The sequence below is a fragment of the Novosphingobium sp. EMRT-2 genome (assembly GCF_005145025.1).
Taxonomy (GTDB): Bacteria; Pseudomonadota; Alphaproteobacteria; order Sphingomonadales; family Sphingomonadaceae; genus Novosphingobium.
This window is the reverse complement of record NZ_CP039695.1, coordinates 3,167,072-3,184,635: the sequence shown is the minus strand read 5'-3', so window position 1 is coordinate 3,184,635 and position 17,564 is coordinate 3,167,072. Positions and strand designations below refer to the sequence as shown.

Here is a 17,564-nt window from a genome sequence, read left to right as displayed (position 1 = left end):
CGCATCCGGTCTGCGTCAACCCGCCCTGCCGTCAAGAAAGCCGGTCAGCAGCGGCACCACCACTTCCGGCGCCTCGATCGTGGCGAGGTGCCCCGCGCCAGATACAACCGCCAGCCTTGCTCCCGGGATCGCCGCCAGCATCTCGTCCTGTTGCGCCCGGCTGACGATGCCATCGCCATCGCCCCAAACGAGCAGCGTCGGCACCGCGATCTCGTGCAGGCGCGGGCGGCTGTCGATCCGCGCCATGATCGCGCGCTGCTGGCGCAGGAACGTTTCCGCGCCGGTTTCGGCCGCCATCCGCCGGGCGATGCCCAGCAGCCGCGCATCGTCGCGACGGCCTTCAGGGAAGAGGATCGGGATGCGTTCCTCGACCACGTCGGCAAAGCGGCCGCTTTCCACGAGGTCGATGTAGCCCTGCCGCCGTGCGGTCTGCGCGGGGCCATCGGCCGAAGCCAGCGTAGCGAGCAGCGCCAACCGCTCCACCCGCTCCGGCGCGCGGCGCATGACCTCGAAGGCGACGAAGCCGCCCATCGCGTGCGCGACCAGCGCGAAACGCAGCGGCGCGGTATCAAGCAGGCGCTGCGCGAAGCCTTCGATCGTATCGTCGCTACGGTTGTCGGCGACGATCACCGCTCGATCGGGCCACGCTTCCAGCAGAGGTTGCCAGACCGCCTCGGTCAGCAACTGGCCGGTAATGAGGACGACGGGAACCGGCATCACGCCACCTTGTGCAGCAGGGCCTCGCCGGTGGCGAGCCGACGGCAGTTTTCCCGGGCGACTTCCAGGCAGCGCACGAGCGTTTCCGGCGTCAGCCAGGCAATGTGCGGCGCCAGCACCACGTTCGGCAGCGCCAGCAGCGGGCTGTCGGGCGCGACCGGCTCCTGCGCGAACACGTCGAGCCCCGCGCCGCGCAGATGGCCCGAACGCAGCGCCTCCACCAGCCGCGCCTCGTCCACCAGTTCGCCGCGCGCGGTGTTCACCAGCACCGCCCCCGCCTTCATCGCCAGCGGATCGATCGCACCGCGCGTCTCCTCGGTGAGCGGCATATGTAGCGACACGATGTCGCACTCGGCGATCACCCGCTCCAGCGGCCAGAAGGCATAGGGCACATCGCGCGGGGTGCGCGCGGCATAAACCACCTCCGCCCCCAGCGCCGCCAGCACCGGTGCCAACCGCTGCGCCGAATGGCCGAAACCGGCCAGGCCCACCCTGCGCCCGGCGATCTCGCCCACGCTGTCGAGTTCCGCCGGATCGGCCGTCCACCCTTCCCCCGCACGAGTACGCGCGTCAAAGAAGCAGGTCCGGCGCAGCACCGCCAGCATCAGCGACAGCGCCATTTCGGCCACGGCCTGGCTGTTGGTGCCGGGCATGTTGCACACCGCCACGCCGCACTCCCGCGCCGCATCGAGCGCGATGGTGTTCACGCCCACGCCAAGCTTTTGGATCAGCCGCAGCTTCGGCGCGGAGGCGATGAACCCGGGCGTCACCGGCGTCAGCACGTGCAGCAGCACGGTGACATCGTCCGCCACGCCATCGAGCGCCTCGACCTCGTCGACGTGCACAACCACGCCGGGGCCGAACACCGCATCCACCGCCGCGCGGAAGCCGGGGCTGGGCCGGGCGTGCAGGACGATCATGCGAGCGCCGCCGCGATCGGTGCGGCGAAGGCGGACGCGCCAGCGAAGACCGCGTCGCCGCCCATCGCCTCCTCGATCCGCAGCATCTCGTTCCACTTGGCCATGCGTTCGGACCGGGTGAAGCTGCCGACCTTGAGCTGCCCGGCGTTCCACCCCGTCGCAAGGTGCGCGATCGTCACGTCCTCGGTCTCGCCCGACCGCGCGGAGACGAGCGCCCCCCAGCCCCGCGCCTGTGCCGCGTCCAGCGCCGCTTTCGCCTCCGTCACGGTGCCCACCTGGTTCACCTTGATCAGCGCCGCGTTGCACACGCCCGACTCGCCCGCGCGCGCGACGCGATCGGCGTTGGTCACCAGCACGTCGTCGCCGATCACTTGCACCCTGCTTCCGATCGCGGCCGTCACGGCGGCCATCGTCGCCCAATCGTCCTGTCCGGCCGGGTCCTCCACCGAAAGGATCGGATAGCGCCCGACCCATTCGACGATACGCGCGCCCATTTCCTCACCCGAAAGCCGCCGGTCGTCGAGCGCCAGAGTATAGCCGGAAGCATCGCCCAGTTCATTCGCGGCAATGTCGAGCGAGATGAACACGTCCTCGCCCGCGCGATGGCCGCTGGCCTCGATCGCCTTCGTCAGGATGTCCAGCGCGTCCTCGTTCGAGGCGAAGTTCGGCCACCAGCCGCCCTCGTCCGCCACGCCCGTCAGCGGACCTTTCGCCTCCATCAGCCGCCCTGCCGCGCGATAGACCTCATCCGTGATTTCCAGCGCCCGGCGGAACGATCCGGCCCGGGGGCACATGATCATGAAGTCCTGCACGTCGGTCCGCCGCCCGGCATGAGCGCCGCCGCCGAAGATCTGGATTTCGGGCAGAGGCACGCGCACCTTGCCGCCATCCGCCAGATAGCGCCAAAGCGGCGCACGCGCATCGGCCGCGGCGGCGTGGAGCACCGCCATCGAGACGGCGACGATCGCATTGGCGCCGAGCCGCGCTTTGCCGGAGGTGCCGTCGAGTTCGCACAGAGCGCGGTCCAACGCCGCCTGGTCGCGCGCGTCCATGCCCGCGATCGCACCCGCGATTTCCTTCCCGATCCCGGCGACCGCGCGATCCACGCCAAAGCCGCCGAACGCGCTGCCGCCATCACGCAGGTCGATCGCCTCGTGCGCCCCGCGCGAAGCCCCGGCGGGCGCAATCGCCCGGCCGACCGCGCCCGAGGCGAGCACGACTTCCGCCTCTACGGTGGGGCGACCGCGCGAATCCCAAAGCTGGCGGCCGCTAACGGAGACGATACGCGAAGTCATGAAGCAATCCTTTTCCAGTCGGTCACCAGCGCGCCCACGGGCCGGGGCACGGCAACCAGCGCCCTCGCCTGATCGCGCACGGCGGCAATATGTTTGGAGTCCGTGAGATAGGCGGCGGGCGACTTGCCCTCGACTCGCGCCAGCAAAAGCGCCGCCGTCAGCCGCCCGGCGCGTTCCGCAAGACCGGTGGGGTCTTCCCACACCACGCCGGCGCAATAGGCATCGACCAGTGCGTCCGCCGCCTGCCGCATCCGCTCGTCGTCCCGCCAGACGGTCTTGAGCAACAGGTGCGTGACGCAGAACGCCAGGTCGAACGCGGGATCACCGAACACGGCACATTCGGCGTCGAGGAACACCGGTCCATCCGGCCCGACCAGGATGTTCTTGGGACTGACGTCGCCATGGACCAGCGCCACCTGGCAAGCCGCAAGATCGGCGGCCATGGCTTCCAGCGCCCCGGCCAGTGCCGGCTCCTTCGCCGCGACATGCAGCAGGAAGGGATCAATCCGGAGCGCCCGGAACATGGCGTCGGTGGCGAACATGGCGCGATCGGCCTCGCTGCCAGCGGTCGCGGCATGGACGGCGGCGATGCTTCGCCCCACCGCCGCCGCAAACCCGGCATCCACGCGGCCGGCAACAAGCTCGTCCTTCCACACCGGGCAATCCGGCAGGAACCGCATGGCGAAGGCGTGATCGGCAGGCATTTCCGCCAGAACCTCCGGAACGATCCGGGGATCGACCAAGGCCGCCCGCTTCAACCAGCGCACCTCGCTTGTTCCGCGTTCGACCGGGGCAAGCCATTCGGCCGCCACGCGCAATTGCGGCAGCGGCCGTTTGACCACGATCGGCCCGTCCCGCGTATCGACCTTCCACACATCACACGAGACGCCACCGGTGAGCGGCTGGAACACCGGCGTCTCCGCGCCTCCGATCAACCCGGCGGCCCGCAACCCGTCGACGATGTTCGCAACCGCCGGTTCCATCACAGCTTTTCGCGAATCCATGCGCCGACGAGATCGGCCGCGTTCTGCCGCTCGGCGATGGAATCCTCGAAATAGTGGGCGCCGGTGATGAGTTCGATCGTCTTGTCCCGACTTCCCAGGAAATCGAAGATCTTGCGGGCGTCGCTGGGGAACACCCCGGTATCGGCCAGTCCCTGCACCACCAGCGCGGGGGTATCGTGCTTGGCAAGGTGCGGTGCGCCCTGGCAGGGCGAGGTTTCCAAGCTCCACATGTTGAGCCATGTCTTGAGCGTGTTCGCGCGGCCGATGCTGGGCGTGCGGTTGGCCACGGCCGGATCGCCCCGGTAACACCAGTTGGGCTTGCGCTCGGAAGGATCGAGCGCGGGATCGACACAGCGGATATCGCCCCAGCAGCGGAACAGCGGAAAGATGCGATCAGGAATGCCGGCGGCGTTGAGCCGCGCCAGTTCCGCCTTGGCCCAGTCCGTGATCCGCTGGTTGCGCGCGCGCTGGCCCGCCCGGTACTTCGCGACGAACTCCTCGGAATAGGGTGGTCCATTATCGGGATTGAACGGATCGAGTTCCGGATCGGTGGCGACAGGATCGTTCTCGTCGATCACCGAGGCATCCATCCAGTCGGTCAGCACTTCGGGGCGCCCCTGATGCGCGTTGAACGAGATGTAGAGATCGCCCTTCACCAATTGCGCCAGCGCATCCTGTCCCACGGCGGGCAGCCGGTCGGTCAGCGTCGGGGCGATGGCTTCGGCCTGATAGGCCCCCATCAGCGAGCCACCACCCGAATTGCCGAGGATGACGATCGCCTCGACCCCGGCTTCCTCCTTCAGCCAGCGCATCCCCACGCCGATGTCGAGCACCGCGTGTTCCAGCAGGAACTGATCCTCGAACCCGCGATACCGCGTGTTCCAGCCGAGAAAGCCGAACCCCATCCGTGCGAAATAGGGCGCGATGTAGTGCTCGGAGAAATCCACGTTGTAGTGCGTGGCGATGATCGCCACCTTCGGCCGCTTGCCCGCCTCGGTCCAGTAGATGCCCTGGCAGGGATGCCCGCCCGCCTGGATGCGCGGCGCGGTCGGCGATGTAAGGCCGATGAAGTGAGCGTCCAGTCCCTCGATCCCGTTGGGGTCCATCGTGTTCTCTCCCGGTTGTCTTGTTGTGCAGCGCGTTCAGCGTGTGACCTCGAACGGCAGGGTATAGCCAGTCAGGCCGGCGCGGATCGCCTTCTTGTCGATCTTGCCAGTGGGGCCGAGCGGTATCTCGTCCACGAACAGCACATCGTCCGGCATCCACCAGCGCGCGATGCGCCCGTCGAGCCAGGCGCGCAGATCATCGCCGTCGGCCCGGGCACCGGGCAGAAGCTGGCACAGCAGGATGGGCCGTTCGTCCCACTTGGGATGGGCGATGCCCACCACCGCCGCGTTGGCGACCGACGGATGCCCCATGGCGATGTTCTCGATCTCGATCGAGCTGATCCATTCGCCGCCGGATTTCACCACATCCTTGGCGCGGTCGGTGATGTGCATGTAGCCTTCGCCGTCGATCGTGGCGACGTCGCCGGTGTCGAAGAAGCCCTCCGCGTCCAGCACGTCCCCACCATCGCCCCCGAAGTACCCGGACGCGATCGTCGGCCCCTTCACCATCAGCCGGCCCGGCGTGCGCCCGTCGTGCGGCAGGCGGGCGCCGGCATCGTCCACCAGCTTCATCTCCAGCCCGCACAACAGCCGGCCCTGCTTGAGCTTGTAGGCCATCTGTTCGTCCGCCGGCTTCGCCGCGACCGAGGCATTGGGCACCGAAACCGTGCCGAGCGGTGACGTTTCGGTCATGCCCCAGCCCTGGATCACATCGACACCGTAATCGTCGCGGAAGGTGCGGATGATCGATTCCGGGCAAGCCGAACCGCCGATCGTCACGCGTTGCAGCGTGGAGAAGCGCTTGCCGTTCTCCTGCACGTATTGCAGCAGCATCTGCCACACGGTGGGCACGGCGGCGGAATAGGTCACGCCCTCCTGCTCGATCAGGTTATAGATGGATTCGCCGTCCATCCGCTGCCCGGGCAGGACCAGCTTCGCCCCCACGGCCGGGGCGGAATAGACCACGCCCCAGGCATTGGCGTGGTACATCGGCACCACCAGCAACACGGTATCGCGCGCGGACAGCGCCAGCGCGTCGCGCTGCAGCGTCATCAGGGCGTGAAGGTAGTTCGACCGGTGCGAATAGAGCACGCCCTTCGGGTTCCCGGTGGTTCCCGAGGTGTAGCACAGGCCGCAGGCCGCGTTTTCGTCGAACCCGCCCCACGCGAATTCAGCCGGCTTGTCCGCGATCCAGTCATCGAAGGCGATGGCCGGATAGTCGGTGTGCGGCAGGGTGGCGCGATCGCAGAAGAATATCACCCGCTCGATCGACGGCACCTGCGGCAGCAGTTGCGCCACCAGATCGGCGGTGGACGGATCGGCGATCAGCAGCCGGTCTCCCGCATGGTTGACGATATAGGTGATCTGTTCGAGGAACAGCCGGGGATTGAGCGTATGCAGGACCACCCCCATCCCCGCAGCGCCATACCACGCCGCAAGATGGCGGCTGCTATTCCAGCCCATCGTCGCGATGCGATCACCCGGCGCGATCCCGGCCGCCGCCAGCGCGTTCGACACGCGGCGGGCATCGGCATGGATGGCGGCATAGGTGGATCGGCTGACGTGCCCAGCGGCATCGCGCGACACCACCTCGCGCGCGCCGTGCCAAGCCGCTGCGTGATCGATGATACGATCGACCGTCAACGGTACGTTCTGCATCAACCCGTCCATGCCGGCTCCGCCTCTCCCTCGATCGTTCCCGCCATGCTAGCGGGGCTGTTTCGCAAGAAAGTTAGTATCCTAAGTACATTGCAAATGCAACAGCACCTTGCCTTGCCTGCGCAGGATCGTTCTTCTAGCGTGCGGCCGCTGCCAAAGCGGCGAATTTTCGGGATTTCCAGCACTCTCCATGCTCACGAACCAGCTTATCATCGCCCTGTTTCAGCGCTTCTGCTGGCTCGACGAAGGTCTTCAGGCGCGCCTTCACGAACGCGGCTGGCCAGACGTCAATCGCCCGCAATCGATGGTCATGACCAATATCGTCAGCGGGATCGTGCGCCCTTCCGACATAGCCCGCAACCTGGGCATTTCGCGCCAGGCGATTCACCGCACGCTGAGCCAGATGATCGATCTAGGCATCGTCACGCTGGAGCCCGATCCCGACGATCGCCGCCACATGGTCGTGTCGCTCACCGAAACCGGCAAGCGTATGCGGCAGGATGCGCAACAGGCCATGGGCGCGCTGTCCGAACAGATCGCTGGCGCGCTGGGCCAGGACCGGTTCGAGAACATGCTGGCCGCGCTCGAGGCCGATTGGGGAAGCAACGTCGCAAACGGGGGCTGATCGTAGCGCGAGTCAGGCCTTGACGTCGGTCAGGACCGAAAGCTTGGAGGTTTCCTCGGCCAGATTGTCGATCACCCGGCGCATCAGCGCGCGCAGCGTTTCCACTTCCTCGTCGGTCATCCCGCGCGTCGCCACGTCATGCACTTCCGCGTTCATCGGCGCGAGGATCAGTTCCAGTTCCTTGGCGTGCGGCGTCAGGTGGATGAAGGTCTTGCGGCGATCGTCTGCGGTCTTCTTGCGGGTGATGAACCCGGCTTTCTCCAACCCCTTCAAGGCCACCACCGTAGTCGGCTCACGCATGCCCACGCGCTCGCTCAACTCGCGCTGGGTGATGCCGTCCTCACGCCACAGCTGGCGCAGGAACCGCCACTGACCTGCCGAAACATCGTGCATCAACGTCTTGCGCTCGAGCAGGCGCGAAAACGAACGGAACACGATGCGCGCCAGATAGCCGATGCTGTTTTCCGGCACGGTGTAATGTTCCGCGGGATACCGATAGGTCTGGTTCTTCCTGGCCAATGCCGTCTTCCTCTTCGCCAAACCCGAAAGCCCAAGCCTGCAGGGTTGCACGCACTCCGGCGAACGCCTGTCCTTAAGGGGGCAGGAATCCCGCCGCAATGCTTCACTGCCGCATTATCCATGGACAATGCGCGCCTCGCCTTATAATTAGCATACTAATTATCTGGAAGGCTCCATGGAAAAGTTCGACCGGCTGACCGCCGTTGCCATCCCGCTGCCTCTCGCCAACCTCGATACCGACATGATCATCCCGGCGCGCTACATGAAGGCGCTCGACCGGGCCGGGCTAGGCACCCATCTGTTCCGCGAGCTGCGCTACAGCCCCGACGGTGCCGAGCGGCCGGACTTCATCCTTAACCGCGGCGAAGGGCGCAAGGCGCGCATCATCGTCGGCGGCAGCAACTTCGGCTGCGGCTCCTCACGCGAACATGCCGTCTGGGCGCTTACCGATTTCGGCATCCGCTGCGTGATCGCTCCCAGCTTCGGCGATATCTTCGCCGGCAACGCGCGCAAGAACGGGCTGCTGCTGATCCGCCTGCCGGAAAGCACCTGCGAACGCCTGCGCGAAGAGATCGCGCTGTCGCAACTTGCGCCGGTCACCGTCGATCTTGGCGAACAGCGGATCACGCTGGCTTCGGGCGAGACAATCCCCTTCGACGTCGATCCGGACGACCGCCGCACCTTGCTGGAAGGGCTGGACGACATTGCCCGCACGCTGCGGCACGAACGCGCGATCACCAAGTTCGAAGCGGGCGCCTGACCCCGCCCCCCCACTGCTACGACAGGCTTGCGGGATCGGTGATGCAGCCGGCAATGGCACTGGCGGCGGCGGTGGCCGGGCTCATCAGGTGGGTGCGGCCGCCCCTGCCCTGCCGGTTCTCGAAATTGCGGTTCGAGGTGGCGCCGCACCGCTCGCCGGCCTGCAACCGGTCCGCGTTCATGCCCACGCACATCGAGCAGCCAGGTTCGCGCCAGTCGAAGCCGGCTTCGCGCAGGATCGCGTCCAGCCCTTCGCCCTCGGCCTGCCGCTTGACCAGCCCGGAGCCGGGAACGACCATCGCTCGCACATGCGGAGCAACCTTGCGGCCGCGCACGATCGCGGCGACCATACGCAAGTCCTCGATCCGGCTGTTGGTGCAGCTGCCGATGAACACGCGGTCCAGGCGCAGACTCCGGATCGGCTGGCCCGGCGCGAGGTCCATATAGGCCAGCGCGCGGGCAGCCGCCGCCGCGTCCGCCGGCGAGCCCATTCCCGCCGGATCGGGCACGTGCCCATCGACCGCCACGGTCTGCGCGGGATTGGTGCCCCAGCTGACCATGGGCCTGATCTCTGCCGCATCGAATCGTATCTCGCGATCGAACCGCGCTTCCGCGTCACTCGCCAGGGCGCGCCAGCGCGCCAGCGCCGCGTCCCAAGTGGCACCTGTCGGGGCAGACGGCCGCCCGTGCAGATAGGCGAACGTCGTCTCGTCGGGCGCGACAAGACCGGCGCGGGCGCCCATCTCTATGCTGAGATTGCACAGCGTCATGCGCCCTTCCATCGACAGCGCGCGCACGGCCGGCCCGGCATATTCGATGACATGGCCGGTCGCCGCGTCCACGCCCAGCCTGGAAAGCAGGAACAGCACCATGTCCTTTGCCTGGACATCCGGGGCCAGCAGGCCATCGATGGTGATCCGCATGTTGTGCGAACGGCGCTGGCGCACGGTCTGGGTCGCCAGCACGTGCTCGACCTCGGACGTCCCGATGCCGAACGCCAGCGCGCCGAACGCGCCGTGGGTAGAGGTATGGCTGTCTCCGCAGACGATTGTCATGCCGGGCTGCGAGCGGCCCTGTTCGGGGGCAACCACATGGACGATGCCATTGCGCGGATCGCCCATCGGGAACTGCTCGATGCCATGCCGTGCCGCGTTTTCCGCCAGCGCCGCAAGCTGCGCGCGCGCCTGCTTGTCGGTGACGGCGGCAATTCCGGCGGTTTGCCCTTCGGTCGGCACGTTGTGATCGGACAGGGCGAGCGCGCGCTCCGGCCGGCGCACCGCGCGCCCTTCCCGGCGCAATCCGGCAAAGGCCTGCGGCGACGTGACTTCGTGAAGAAGATGCAGATCGACGTAGAGCAGCGTATCGCCATCATCCGTTACGATCGCATGCGCATCCCAGATCTTGTCATACAGCGTGCGCGCGGCGGTCATCGGGTGCTACCCGTCGATCGCACACCCCTGTTTCCAATACGCAAACGCAAGCTCCCCCGAAACGTCCGCATCGAAACGGTCAAAATACTTTGATTACTAACTTTATAGGGGCGCCGGCGAACCGGGACAAGTCCGTTTCGGCCGGGACGCCGGACGCTGGCTCCAGCCTTCAAATCCGGAAGGCCTCGAAGCATTCCTCGGCAAACAATTCCTCCGGCTGCAGCCGGCGCGGCGAAAGGCCTTGTTCGTAGTGATAGCGCAGGAACGTGTCGATCACGGCACGGTTGGCATTGAAGCCATAAGGCCACCAGTCGCGCCCCAGCAGGGCCACCGCTTCCTCGACCGCCGCGATCTGCCAGGGCAGCATCGTCTTGAGCGAGGCGGTGACCAGCAGTTCCTCATAGACTTTCGCCTGTGCCGCCTCGAACGCCGTTTGCAACGACCGGGCGATCCAGCGGTTCTTTTCGTACACGTCCCGCCGGATCGCGATGACATGCATGATCGGGAAAATGCCGGTTCGGCGAAAATAGTCCTGCTCCAGCGGCACGAAATCAGGAAACAGGCGGCGGACCTTGTGGTGTTCGCTGTAGAACGTGCTCGGCGTGCGCGCGGTGTGCAGCGCGTCGATCTCGCCATCCGCCAGCATCCGCGACAGCGTCTGATCGGGACCGATCGGCTGCAACTGAAAGCGCTCGGGCAGATCGAGCTTCAGCTTCTCGTCGCGCCCCGGCTGCTCCTCGCCCCCGGTGTAGTAGGTCACGCTGGCCGGATCGACGCCGTACTCGTCCGCCAGGATGCCGCGAATCCAGACCGGCGCGGTCATCTGGTATTCCGGCACGCCGATGCGCTTGCCGACCAGATCTTCCGGGCGCTCGATCCCGCTTTTCGTCGAGACGAAGATGCAACTGTGCCGGAACAGGCGCGACGGGAACACCGGGATGGCCACGAACGCCGGATCGGGGCGGCCGAGCGACACGCAATAGGATGACAGCGACATTTCCGCCGCATCGAATTCGCGGTGCCGCAGCATGCGGAAGAACGTCTCTTCCACATCCAGCGTCTGCATGTTCAGATCGATACCATCGGGGCGGATCGTGCCGTCGGCCAGCGCCTGGGTACGATCGTAGTTCCAGCAGGCGAGCGAGATCGATAGACGGCTCATAACGTTCTTTCAGATACATTCGGATAAAGTTCGGACGGCGTGACATCCCTGCCCTCGCGCGCGGACAGGAGAATGGCGTGGCATATCGCCAGGCTTTCCAGCCCCCAGCGGCCATCGAACGGCACCGGCCAGCCATCCAGCACGGCGTGTGCGAACGCTTCGGCCACGCCGGCGCGCGGGATGGATGGCAAGGGAACCGCCACGCGGCGCACGCCGTCGTCGGCGTGGATGTCGAGGCCTGATGGCGTCAGGGCAAGGTCGGCCTGTTCGCAGGTTATCAACACCGAGCCGAAGCGCTCGTGATGTTTCGACGCGCCTGACGATACCGCGCCCGCCGCGAACGTGCGGGCAGCCTTGGCCTGCCGCTCGTCGATCGCCGCCAACAGCGCGCGCGCCTGCCCATGCGCCGCCGGGCTTTTCGCGCCGCCCATTTCGCCCACCCAGCCGGCCAGCGCATCGCTGTCATACCGCGCATAGCCCGAATAGGTCAGGTTCGCGACCGCGCCATTGGCGAAGAACAGCAGCGCAGTGAACGCCCCCTCCGTCGCGCGCGCGTCCCAGCCGCCTGTCCACGCCCGCACGGACGTGACCGGGCTGGCCGCGATCCGCCGCACCATGTCGATCTGGTGCGTCGCCTGGCTGAGAATCACGCCGCCGCCCCGCGCGGTATCCAGCTCGGCCGGGCGCCGGGGACGATAGAGAAAATCCGTGTAGTTGAAGGCATGGATCAGCCTGACGCCCCCCACCGCGCCGGACGCTACCAGCGCCGCTGCCGCCTCCACGGGGGGATCATAGCCATGGCTCGGCCCGACCATCAGCACGGTGCCGGCGGTTTCGGCCGCGCGGATCATCGATGCCGCCTCGACCAGCGTCACCGCCATGGGCTTTTCCACCAGCACTTGCTTTCCCGCACCAGCCATCGCGAGGGTATGCGCGGCGTGGAACTCGTGCGGCGACGCGATATAGGCGGCGTCGAAATCGGCATTCGCCAGCAGCGCCTCGACCGTCTCGCAGGCGGGCACGCCGTGGCTGGCGGCAAACCCCTCCCGCGCCGCCGGGTCGGGATCGCAGCCGGCCACCAGCTCGATCCGCGCCTGCGCGGCCAGTGCGGGCACGGTCAACACCGCGCCGCGCCCCAACCCTATCACCGCCACCCGCAAGCCCATGCCGCTCTCCCGGCGCGGATCATATCCGGCACGCTCTTGAATTGCAAATTACTTAGTATTAAAAGTATATCTCCTTTCGCGCCGCCGCGCGCCTCAATGCCTGCCGGGAATTGCCATGACTCCACAACAGAACGACCTGCTCTGCCGCGTCGAGGGCGACGCGCCGATGGGCAAGGTCATGCGCCGCCACTGGATGCCGGTATGCATGAGCGAGGAAGTGGCCGAGCCGGACGGCACCCCGCGCCGCGCCCGCCTGCTGGGCGAGGACATGGTGGTGTTCCGCGATACCGAAGGGCGCATTGGCGTGCTCGACGAGCGCTGCCCGCACCGGCGCGCCTCGCTGGTCTATGGCCGCAACGAGGAATGCGGGCTGCGCTGCCTCTACCACGGCTGGAAGTTTGACGTGGACGGCAAGGTCACCGACATGGCTTCCGAGCCGGCCGATGCGCGCCTGCGCACGGCGGTACGCACACGCGCCTATCCCGCGCGCGAGGCCGGCGGGTTCGTCTGGGCCTGGATGGGCGATCCGGAGAACCCCGCGCCGTTCGACCCGCCGGTGTGGACCAAGGCACCGGACGACCGGATCGCCATCGTGAAGATCCACGCCGAATGCAACTGGGCGCAAGTGCTGGAAGGATCGATCGATTCCGCGCACAGCAGCAGCCTGCATTCCTCCAACATGCCGACCGCAACCGACGTCAGCGGATCGACCGCCACCGCCAGCCAGTGGCTGCGCCCTTCGGCCGACAAGTCCCCACGCCTGCAGGTGGAGCGCGCGCCGTTCGGCTTCCGCTACGCCGCGATCCGCACGCCGATCCACGACCCCGACCAGCAGGACTACGTCCGCACCACGCTGTTCGTCGCGCCGTTCACCGTGATGATCCCGCCGACCGACCGCTACAAGCTGGCGCAGATGCTGGTGCCGATCGATGACGTGAACTGCATGTTCTACTGGATCGCCTGGCACGAGACGAAAGGCATCTCGTCCGAAGACTGGCGCCGGTTCTGCGACGCGGTGCCCGGGGTGGACGTCGATCCGGTCACCTTCCGCAAGTTCCGGAACGCGCAGAACGGCTACCTGCAGGATCGCGCGGCGATGAAGGCCGGGGATTTCACCGGCATCAAGGGCATCCCCACGCAGGACATGGCGATGTGGGAATCGATGGGGCCGATCGCGGACCGCAGCCACGACAGGCTGGGATCGAGCGACCGGGCCATCTTCGAATTCCGCAAGGTCATGCTCGGCCTGGCCATGAACGCCGATGCCGAACCGCCCGCGCGTGGCTATCGCAACAGCGATCTCTTCACCTTTGAAGGCATGGTCCGGCATGGCAACGACTGGCGGCTTGCGCAGCCACCCGAACCCGTCATGCCCTGATCGGAAAGCGGGCTGGAAACGGTCTGGCAGAAGGCGAAGCCCGAAGGCTTCGATCGCGTGCTGCACGACCTGCGCGGAACCTATGTCACGTTCCTCGCCAGCAAGCGGCTGACCGACGATGAAATCAGCCGCATCATAGGCTGGACCGCGAAGCGCGTCAGCGAAATCCGCGCCCGCTACGTGGACGAAGCCCGCGTCGTCATCTCGCTTGTGGAACGTCTGTCCGCCTGAAGTTTTACAGCCCTTTGTAAAACTCGTATCATCAGATACGAAACGTCAAGCTAAGTCATTGAAATTTGGTAGCGGAGGAGGGATTCACACGAAAAACATAAGATACTGATTTATAACAACGTTCTTGATCGTCGTGCCGATAATTCCGCTCAATCCACCCCCAATTTTACCCCTTCGCGACAGGCCGTGCCGAAATATCGACAGGCCGACATGCGCGATCCCTGCTACGCCCGAGAACGCGGCTGTTTACAGTGTGATCGCAGAAAGGACCGCAGACTATCGACAAACACCACGGTTGCACGGCCGACCTTGGCTGCCTCGATGTCGCCGGAAGCGATGAGCTGGTAGATCTTGGATTTGCTGAGCCCCGTCATCCGTACTGCGTCGGGAATGCGAACGCTTATCGGCCCAATCGGGGGCGCGTCGTCGCCATTCGTTGCAGGCTGCCGGGCCGACATCGGACTATTTCTTACGTGCCCGGCTGAACGAGCGGTCGCTCGCCAGGAAGCCGCTAAGCATGAATGGAATGAGGTCCGGTACGGACTCGCGTCGGCCGTAGGCCGCCTCATAGGCCTCGGCGTAGTCGTTCAGCGCTTCGATGAGATCCGGCATGACGTTGATCGTGATCTTAGCCGGCGTCCGATCGGGCAGCCTTGGCAGCTTCAAATCAGCCATGACGGCCTCCCCAGGGTCCGGGCAATATGATGTCTTTGTGCACGACCACCCGTAGCGGCCAGCCGGGACGCACGCGCAAGGTCGGCTGGATATTGAGATTGCGCGTGACGAGCTGATCGCCGGCGCGCGCGCCGCTCTGCTGCGCTGACTCGCGGATCGCCCGGACAAGGTCGCTTTCGGTGCTGCCGAAGCTCAATTCAGTGCCGACGCCCAGCAGTGTCGACAGGGCGACGCCCTTCAGAAGTTGCCAAGTATGCCGGTCGATCCGGTCGGACAGACCCGCATAGCCCTGCGTATCGGTCGCCGGCACATTGTCGATACGAATCGACGAGCCGTCGGGCAGGATAATCCGCTGCCAGACGACCAGCGCACGGCTCTGCCCAAACGCTACAACGCTGTCGTAGCTGCCGATCAGCCGCGATCCTTGCGGAATGAGCAGACCGCGCCCGGTCACACTGTCATAGACGTTCTCCGTGATCTGCGCGGTGACGAGCCCGGGAAGATCCGAGTTGAGCCCGGTTATGAGGCTCGCGGCAATGATGCTGCCGGCCTGCAAGGTCCAAGGCGATACGGACTGCGCCAGCGCGTGCGGATTGATGTCGTCGTCGCGATTGGCGTGGCCGACCAATTCGTTCTTGCGCCCCTGGGCGTTAGGATCTCGGTCAGGGTCGAGGAGCGGCTTGGCAGTCTCGGCCGATGCTGGCGGAACACTTGCATCGGTAGTCACCGGTGCAGGGGCGGCGGCGCGACCGCCGCCCGCCAATTGCAGCATGACGCCAGACTCGCGTGCGGCCTTCTGCTCAGCGGCGATGCGCTGGCGCTCGGCTTCGGCTTCCTGCGCGGCCCGGCTCACCGCATCGGCAGCGGGGTCAGGGGGAACCATCCCGCCAAGCTGCCGCTGGCGCTCGAGGATCGGCCGCCCGAGATCACCGGGAAGCGGTAGCCCGAGCTTCGGCACGTCGCCATAGCTCGTCGGCGCGCCCGCGAGCGCATCAGGCGGCGCCTTCGCGCCAACCAGCTTTTCATCGCTTCGTGCGATCAGGCTCAGGGTCGCGGGCTTGAGCGCCAGCCAGGCGACGCCGATGATCGCGGTCGAGCCGGCGGCAGCGATGGCGACGATCGCACCGCGGCGAAAACGGGTGACGCGGCCCGGCGCCGCGCGCAGAACGAGCGTTTCGGGGTCGGCTTTGGGCGCCGCGATCGGCGCGGAAGAAGCGGTTGGATCGGTCACGCGCCCCTCCCGGCCTTGCGCTGCCGGCTCTTCGGCTGGGCGGCGGTGATACGGACAATCTGCTGTTTCTTGCCGCCAAGGCGCAGCTCGGCGACACCGAACAGGCGGTCGACCACATAATAGCGGCCGGCGACGCGATAGTTGACGAGCTGGGCCTCGCCATCCTCGCCAATCACGAACAGCGGGGGCGCCTCACCCACGGCGATCGCAGGCGAGAACTCGATGTAGGTCTGCCGCCCATCGTCGAACGCGCGCAGCGGCCGCCAGGCCGGCTTGTCGCCCGAGATCGCATAGTTGAAGTTGAGGCTTTCGACCGAGAGGCCCGACGCGATCGGCGTCGCCGCCACGGCTGCATCGCGCTGACGCCGGAGCGCGATCAGCTCGTCATGTGGATAGGTCCAGGAGATCGCCGCCATCGCGGTCGCGGGCGTGCTTTCGAGCTGGAGATGGTAGGTCCGGCGATCGGTAGCAATGACAAGGTTTGTGCGTAGGCCCGCCGAAAACGGCTTGACGAGGATGTGCACGCGCTTGCTTTCGCCGATGCCGCTGGTGGTATCGCCGACAGTCCAGCGCACGGTGTCGCCGGCGGCGACGGACACAATCGTTTCGCCCGGCTGCAAGGCAATGTCGGTGATGCGCTCGGGCGCGGCATAGAGCCGGTAGAGCACGCCTTCCGCCCAGGGATAGACCTGGACGGCATATATATATCCCGCGCTCGACGGCTCGCGCAGTGCCGCCCGGTTGGCGGCAGTGACGCGCGCGGTGGGTGACGCGGGTTCGCGGCTCTGCGCAGCGACGCCCATGGCAAGCGCCATCGCGCTCGCCGCCAGGATGAGGGCACGGATCATTGGTCGGTCCTTTCGGGGGATGGTGCGGCTGCGGGTTGAGCAAGGGTCGGATCGAGCGGCGAGCCCAGCGGAATGTCGGTGGGCGGCGCGACCGGGAGTGATTGTGCGGGATCGGGCACGGCCGATGGTTGCGGCGAAGGCGGCCGGTCCTGAGGCGTTTCCAGTTCGCGGCTCCAGTCGATCGCGTCAACATAGAGACCGAGCGGGTTTTTTCGGAGCACATCGGCCAAGCGCGGCGGCTTGATCTTCACCGTGAGCATCGCCGTCCAGCGTGACGTGCTGGCGAGGCTTCCCCGCTCATATTGCTGCTCGGTCCATTTGACCTGGAAGCTCGTATCCGACGCGCGGACGACGCTCGTCACCTGCACCGAAACCGTCTTGCGCCCGACATCGGCGAACGGATTGGAGGTGCGGGCATATTCGCCGAGGAACAGTGACGCACGTTCGGTCGCGAAATCATAGGCTGATAGCCAGTTTTCACGCATCAATACCGGATCGAGCGAGCGCGCTCGAACGCCGGTGATGAACCGGCCGAGGAACCATGCGATCTGCGGATCGGTCGGCCGATAGTCCTTGGCGGCAGGCGCGACGGCCTGTGCTTGCCCGAGTGCATCGACCTCGACCACATAGGGCACGACGCGGCTTTGCATCGATTGCCAGACCAGCGCGCCCGACAGACCAGTGGTCAGGAACAGGCCGCCGAAGGCCATCAGCCGCCAGTTCTTCGCCTGTGCGCGAGCCGAGCCGATACGCTCATCCCAAAGCTGGCCCGCTCGTTGGTAGGGTGTCTCGGGTTCGGGCGTTCGCCCATAGCGCTGCAATGCGCGTCGAAATTTCAT

The 17,564-nt window shown here is 66.4% G+C and carries 19 protein-coding genes; 4 read left to right on the top strand and 15 right to left on the bottom strand.

Annotation, left to right across the window (positions count from 1 at the left end):
- Positions 1 to 15 precede the first annotated feature (15 nt).
- From FA702_RS15575 to FA702_RS15550, 6 genes are read right to left on the bottom strand one after another with little or no spacing between them, the layout of a single operon-like run.
- Positions 16 to 717 carry an alpha/beta fold hydrolase gene (locus FA702_RS15575; RefSeq protein ID WP_136956829.1) on the bottom strand — a complete coding sequence of 234 codons (702 nt, stop codon included), beginning with the start codon at positions 715 to 717 and terminating at the stop codon, positions 16 to 18.
- Complete coding sequence (locus FA702_RS15570; RefSeq protein WP_136956828.1) at positions 717 to 1,637, bottom strand: NAD(P)-dependent oxidoreductase; 921 nt, start codon at positions 1,635 to 1,637, stop codon at positions 717 to 719. Before FA702_RS15570 ends, FA702_RS15575 begins: the two co-directional genes overlap by 1 nt.
- On the bottom strand, positions 1,634 to 2,932 hold the full coding sequence (eno, locus tag FA702_RS15565) for a phosphopyruvate hydratase (RefSeq protein WP_136956827.1): 1,299 nt from the start codon (positions 2,930 to 2,932) through the stop codon (positions 1,634 to 1,636). The genes FA702_RS15570 and eno overlap by 4 nt, the downstream gene beginning before the upstream one ends.
- Positions 2,929 to 3,915 (bottom strand): phosphotransferase family protein, encoded by a 987-nt coding sequence (locus FA702_RS15560; protein WP_136956826.1) that lies wholly within the window; start codon positions 3,913 to 3,915, stop codon positions 2,929 to 2,931. The genes eno and FA702_RS15560 overlap by 4 nt, the downstream gene beginning before the upstream one ends.
- Positions 3,915 to 5,042, bottom strand: a complete 1,128-nt coding sequence (locus FA702_RS15555) for an alpha/beta hydrolase (protein WP_136956825.1) — start codon at positions 5,040 to 5,042, stop codon at positions 3,915 to 3,917. Before FA702_RS15555 ends, FA702_RS15560 begins: the two co-directional genes overlap by 1 nt.
- Before the next feature lie 36 nt (positions 5,043 to 5,078).
- Entirely contained in the window at positions 5,079 to 6,713 is a 1,635-nt protein-coding gene (locus tag FA702_RS15550) for a long-chain-fatty-acid--CoA ligase (protein ID WP_136956824.1), read from the bottom strand.
- A 178-nt stretch (positions 6,714 to 6,891) separates the two neighbouring features.
- Between FA702_RS15550 and FA702_RS15545 the strand changes: the two genes are divergently transcribed.
- Positions 6,892 to 7,326, top strand: coding sequence for a MarR family winged helix-turn-helix transcriptional regulator (locus tag FA702_RS15545; RefSeq protein WP_136956823.1), 435 nt, complete (start codon positions 6,892 to 6,894; stop codon positions 7,324 to 7,326).
- 12 nt (positions 7,327 to 7,338) lie between these two features.
- On the opposite strand, the gene FA702_RS15540 is transcribed toward FA702_RS15545, so the two are convergent.
- The gene (locus tag FA702_RS15540) at positions 7,339 to 7,845 is read right to left on the bottom strand and encodes a MarR family winged helix-turn-helix transcriptional regulator (RefSeq protein ID WP_124807862.1); all 507 of its coding nucleotides are present in this window, start codon (positions 7,843 to 7,845) and stop codon (positions 7,339 to 7,341) included.
- 175 nt (positions 7,846 to 8,020) lie between these two features.
- Between FA702_RS15540 and leuD the strand changes: the two genes are divergently transcribed.
- Positions 8,021 to 8,605 carry a 3-isopropylmalate dehydratase small subunit gene (gene leuD, locus FA702_RS15535; protein ID WP_136956822.1) on the top strand — a complete coding sequence of 195 codons (585 nt, stop codon included), beginning with the start codon at positions 8,021 to 8,023 and terminating at the stop codon, positions 8,603 to 8,605.
- A 16-nt stretch (positions 8,606 to 8,621) separates the two neighbouring features.
- On the opposite strand, the gene leuC is transcribed toward leuD, so the two are convergent.
- The 3 genes from leuC to FA702_RS15520 form a co-directional block, all read right to left on the bottom strand.
- The gene (leuC, locus tag FA702_RS15530; RefSeq protein ID WP_136956821.1) at positions 8,622 to 10,034 is read right to left on the bottom strand and encodes a 3-isopropylmalate dehydratase large subunit; all 1,413 of its coding nucleotides are present in this window, start codon (positions 10,032 to 10,034) and stop codon (positions 8,622 to 8,624) included.
- A 169-nt stretch (positions 10,035 to 10,203) separates the two neighbouring features.
- Positions 10,204 to 11,196 carry an ABC transporter substrate-binding protein gene (locus FA702_RS15525; RefSeq protein ID WP_136956820.1) on the bottom strand — a complete coding sequence of 331 codons (993 nt, stop codon included), beginning with the start codon at positions 11,194 to 11,196 and terminating at the stop codon, positions 10,204 to 10,206.
- A complete protein-coding gene (locus tag FA702_RS15520; protein WP_136956819.1) occupies positions 11,193 to 12,362 on the bottom strand; it encodes a Gfo/Idh/MocA family protein in 1,170 nt (389 codons plus the stop codon). The genes FA702_RS15525 and FA702_RS15520 overlap by 4 nt, the downstream gene beginning before the upstream one ends.
- A gap of 115 nt (positions 12,363 to 12,477) precedes the next feature.
- On the opposite strand from FA702_RS15520, the gene FA702_RS15515 reads away from it, so the two are divergent.
- On the top strand, positions 12,478 to 13,740 hold the full coding sequence (locus FA702_RS15515; RefSeq protein WP_136956818.1) for a Rieske 2Fe-2S domain-containing protein: 1,263 nt from the start codon (positions 12,478 to 12,480) through the stop codon (positions 13,738 to 13,740).
- Between the two features lie 57 nt (positions 13,741 to 13,797).
- Positions 13,798 to 13,971 carry a hypothetical protein gene (locus tag FA702_RS15510; protein WP_255504600.1) on the top strand — a complete coding sequence of 58 codons (174 nt, stop codon included), beginning with the start codon at positions 13,798 to 13,800 and terminating at the stop codon, positions 13,969 to 13,971.
- Between the two features lie 224 nt (positions 13,972 to 14,195).
- Here FA702_RS15510 and FA702_RS23260 read toward each other — a convergent pair whose 3' ends face one another.
- The 5 genes from FA702_RS23260 to trbF all read right to left on the bottom strand — a co-directional run bounded on the left by FA702_RS23260 (position 14,196) and on the right by trbF (position 17,564).
- Entirely contained in the window at positions 14,196 to 14,345 is a 150-nt protein-coding gene (locus tag FA702_RS23260; protein WP_222873927.1) for a helix-turn-helix domain-containing protein, read from the bottom strand.
- An 88-nt stretch (positions 14,346 to 14,433) separates the two neighbouring features.
- Positions 14,434 to 14,646 carry a DUF2274 domain-containing protein gene (locus FA702_RS15500; protein ID WP_017499928.1) on the bottom strand — a complete coding sequence of 71 codons (213 nt, stop codon included), beginning with the start codon at positions 14,644 to 14,646 and terminating at the stop codon, positions 14,434 to 14,436.
- Complete coding sequence (locus FA702_RS15495; RefSeq protein WP_017499929.1) at positions 14,639 to 15,877, bottom strand: TrbI/VirB10 family protein; 1,239 nt, start codon at positions 15,875 to 15,877, stop codon at positions 14,639 to 14,641. Before FA702_RS15495 ends, FA702_RS15500 begins: the two co-directional genes overlap by 8 nt.
- Positions 15,874 to 16,725 carry a P-type conjugative transfer protein TrbG gene (trbG, locus tag FA702_RS15490; protein WP_006635655.1) on the bottom strand — a complete coding sequence of 284 codons (852 nt, stop codon included), beginning with the start codon at positions 16,723 to 16,725 and terminating at the stop codon, positions 15,874 to 15,876. Before trbG ends, FA702_RS15495 begins: the two co-directional genes overlap by 4 nt.
- Entirely contained in the window at positions 16,722 to 17,564 is an 843-nt protein-coding gene (trbF, locus tag FA702_RS15485) for a conjugal transfer protein TrbF (protein ID WP_026108910.1), read from the bottom strand. Before trbF ends, trbG begins: the two co-directional genes overlap by 4 nt.

Coding starts and splice junctions, on each gene's coding strand:
- FA702_RS15545 (WP_136956823.1), top strand. CDS start 6,892: ATGCTCACGAACCAGCTTATCATCGCCCTGTTTCAGCGCTTCTGCTGG.
- leuC (WP_136956821.1), bottom strand. CDS start 10,034: ATGACCGCCGCGCGCACGCTGTATGACAAGATCTGGGATGCGCATGCG.
- trbF (WP_026108910.1), bottom strand. CDS start 17,564: ATGAAATTTCGACGCGCATTGCAGCGCTATGGGCGAACGCCCGAACCC.
- FA702_RS23260 (WP_222873927.1), bottom strand. CDS start 14,345: ATGACGGGGCTCAGCAAATCCAAGATCTACCAGCTCATCGCTTCCGGC.
- FA702_RS15515 (WP_136956818.1), top strand. CDS start 12,478: ATGACTCCACAACAGAACGACCTGCTCTGCCGCGTCGAGGGCGACGCG.
- FA702_RS15560 (WP_136956826.1), bottom strand. CDS start 3,915: ATGGAACCGGCGGTTGCGAACATCGTCGACGGGTTGCGGGCCGCCGGG.
- trbG (WP_006635655.1), bottom strand. CDS start 16,725: ATGATCCGTGCCCTCATCCTGGCGGCGAGCGCGATGGCGCTTGCCATG.
- FA702_RS15555 (WP_136956825.1), bottom strand. CDS start 5,042: ATGGACCCCAACGGGATCGAGGGACTGGACGCTCACTTCATCGGCCTT.
- FA702_RS15520 (WP_136956819.1), bottom strand. CDS start 12,362: ATGGGCTTGCGGGTGGCGGTGATAGGGTTGGGGCGCGGCGCGGTGTTG.
- FA702_RS15525 (WP_136956820.1), bottom strand. CDS start 11,196: ATGAGCCGTCTATCGATCTCGCTCGCCTGCTGGAACTACGATCGTACC.
- FA702_RS15550 (WP_136956824.1), bottom strand. CDS start 6,713: ATGGACGGGTTGATGCAGAACGTACCGTTGACGGTCGATCGTATCATC.
- FA702_RS15575 (WP_136956829.1), bottom strand. CDS start 717: ATGCCGGTTCCCGTCGTCCTCATTACCGGCCAGTTGCTGACCGAGGCG.
- leuD (WP_136956822.1), top strand. CDS start 8,021: ATGGAAAAGTTCGACCGGCTGACCGCCGTTGCCATCCCGCTGCCTCTC.
- FA702_RS15500 (WP_017499928.1), bottom strand. CDS start 14,646: ATGGCTGATTTGAAGCTGCCAAGGCTGCCCGATCGGACGCCGGCTAAG.
- FA702_RS15570 (WP_136956828.1), bottom strand. CDS start 1,637: ATGATCGTCCTGCACGCCCGGCCCAGCCCCGGCTTCCGCGCGGCGGTG.
- eno (WP_136956827.1), bottom strand. CDS start 2,932: ATGACTTCGCGTATCGTCTCCGTTAGCGGCCGCCAGCTTTGGGATTCG.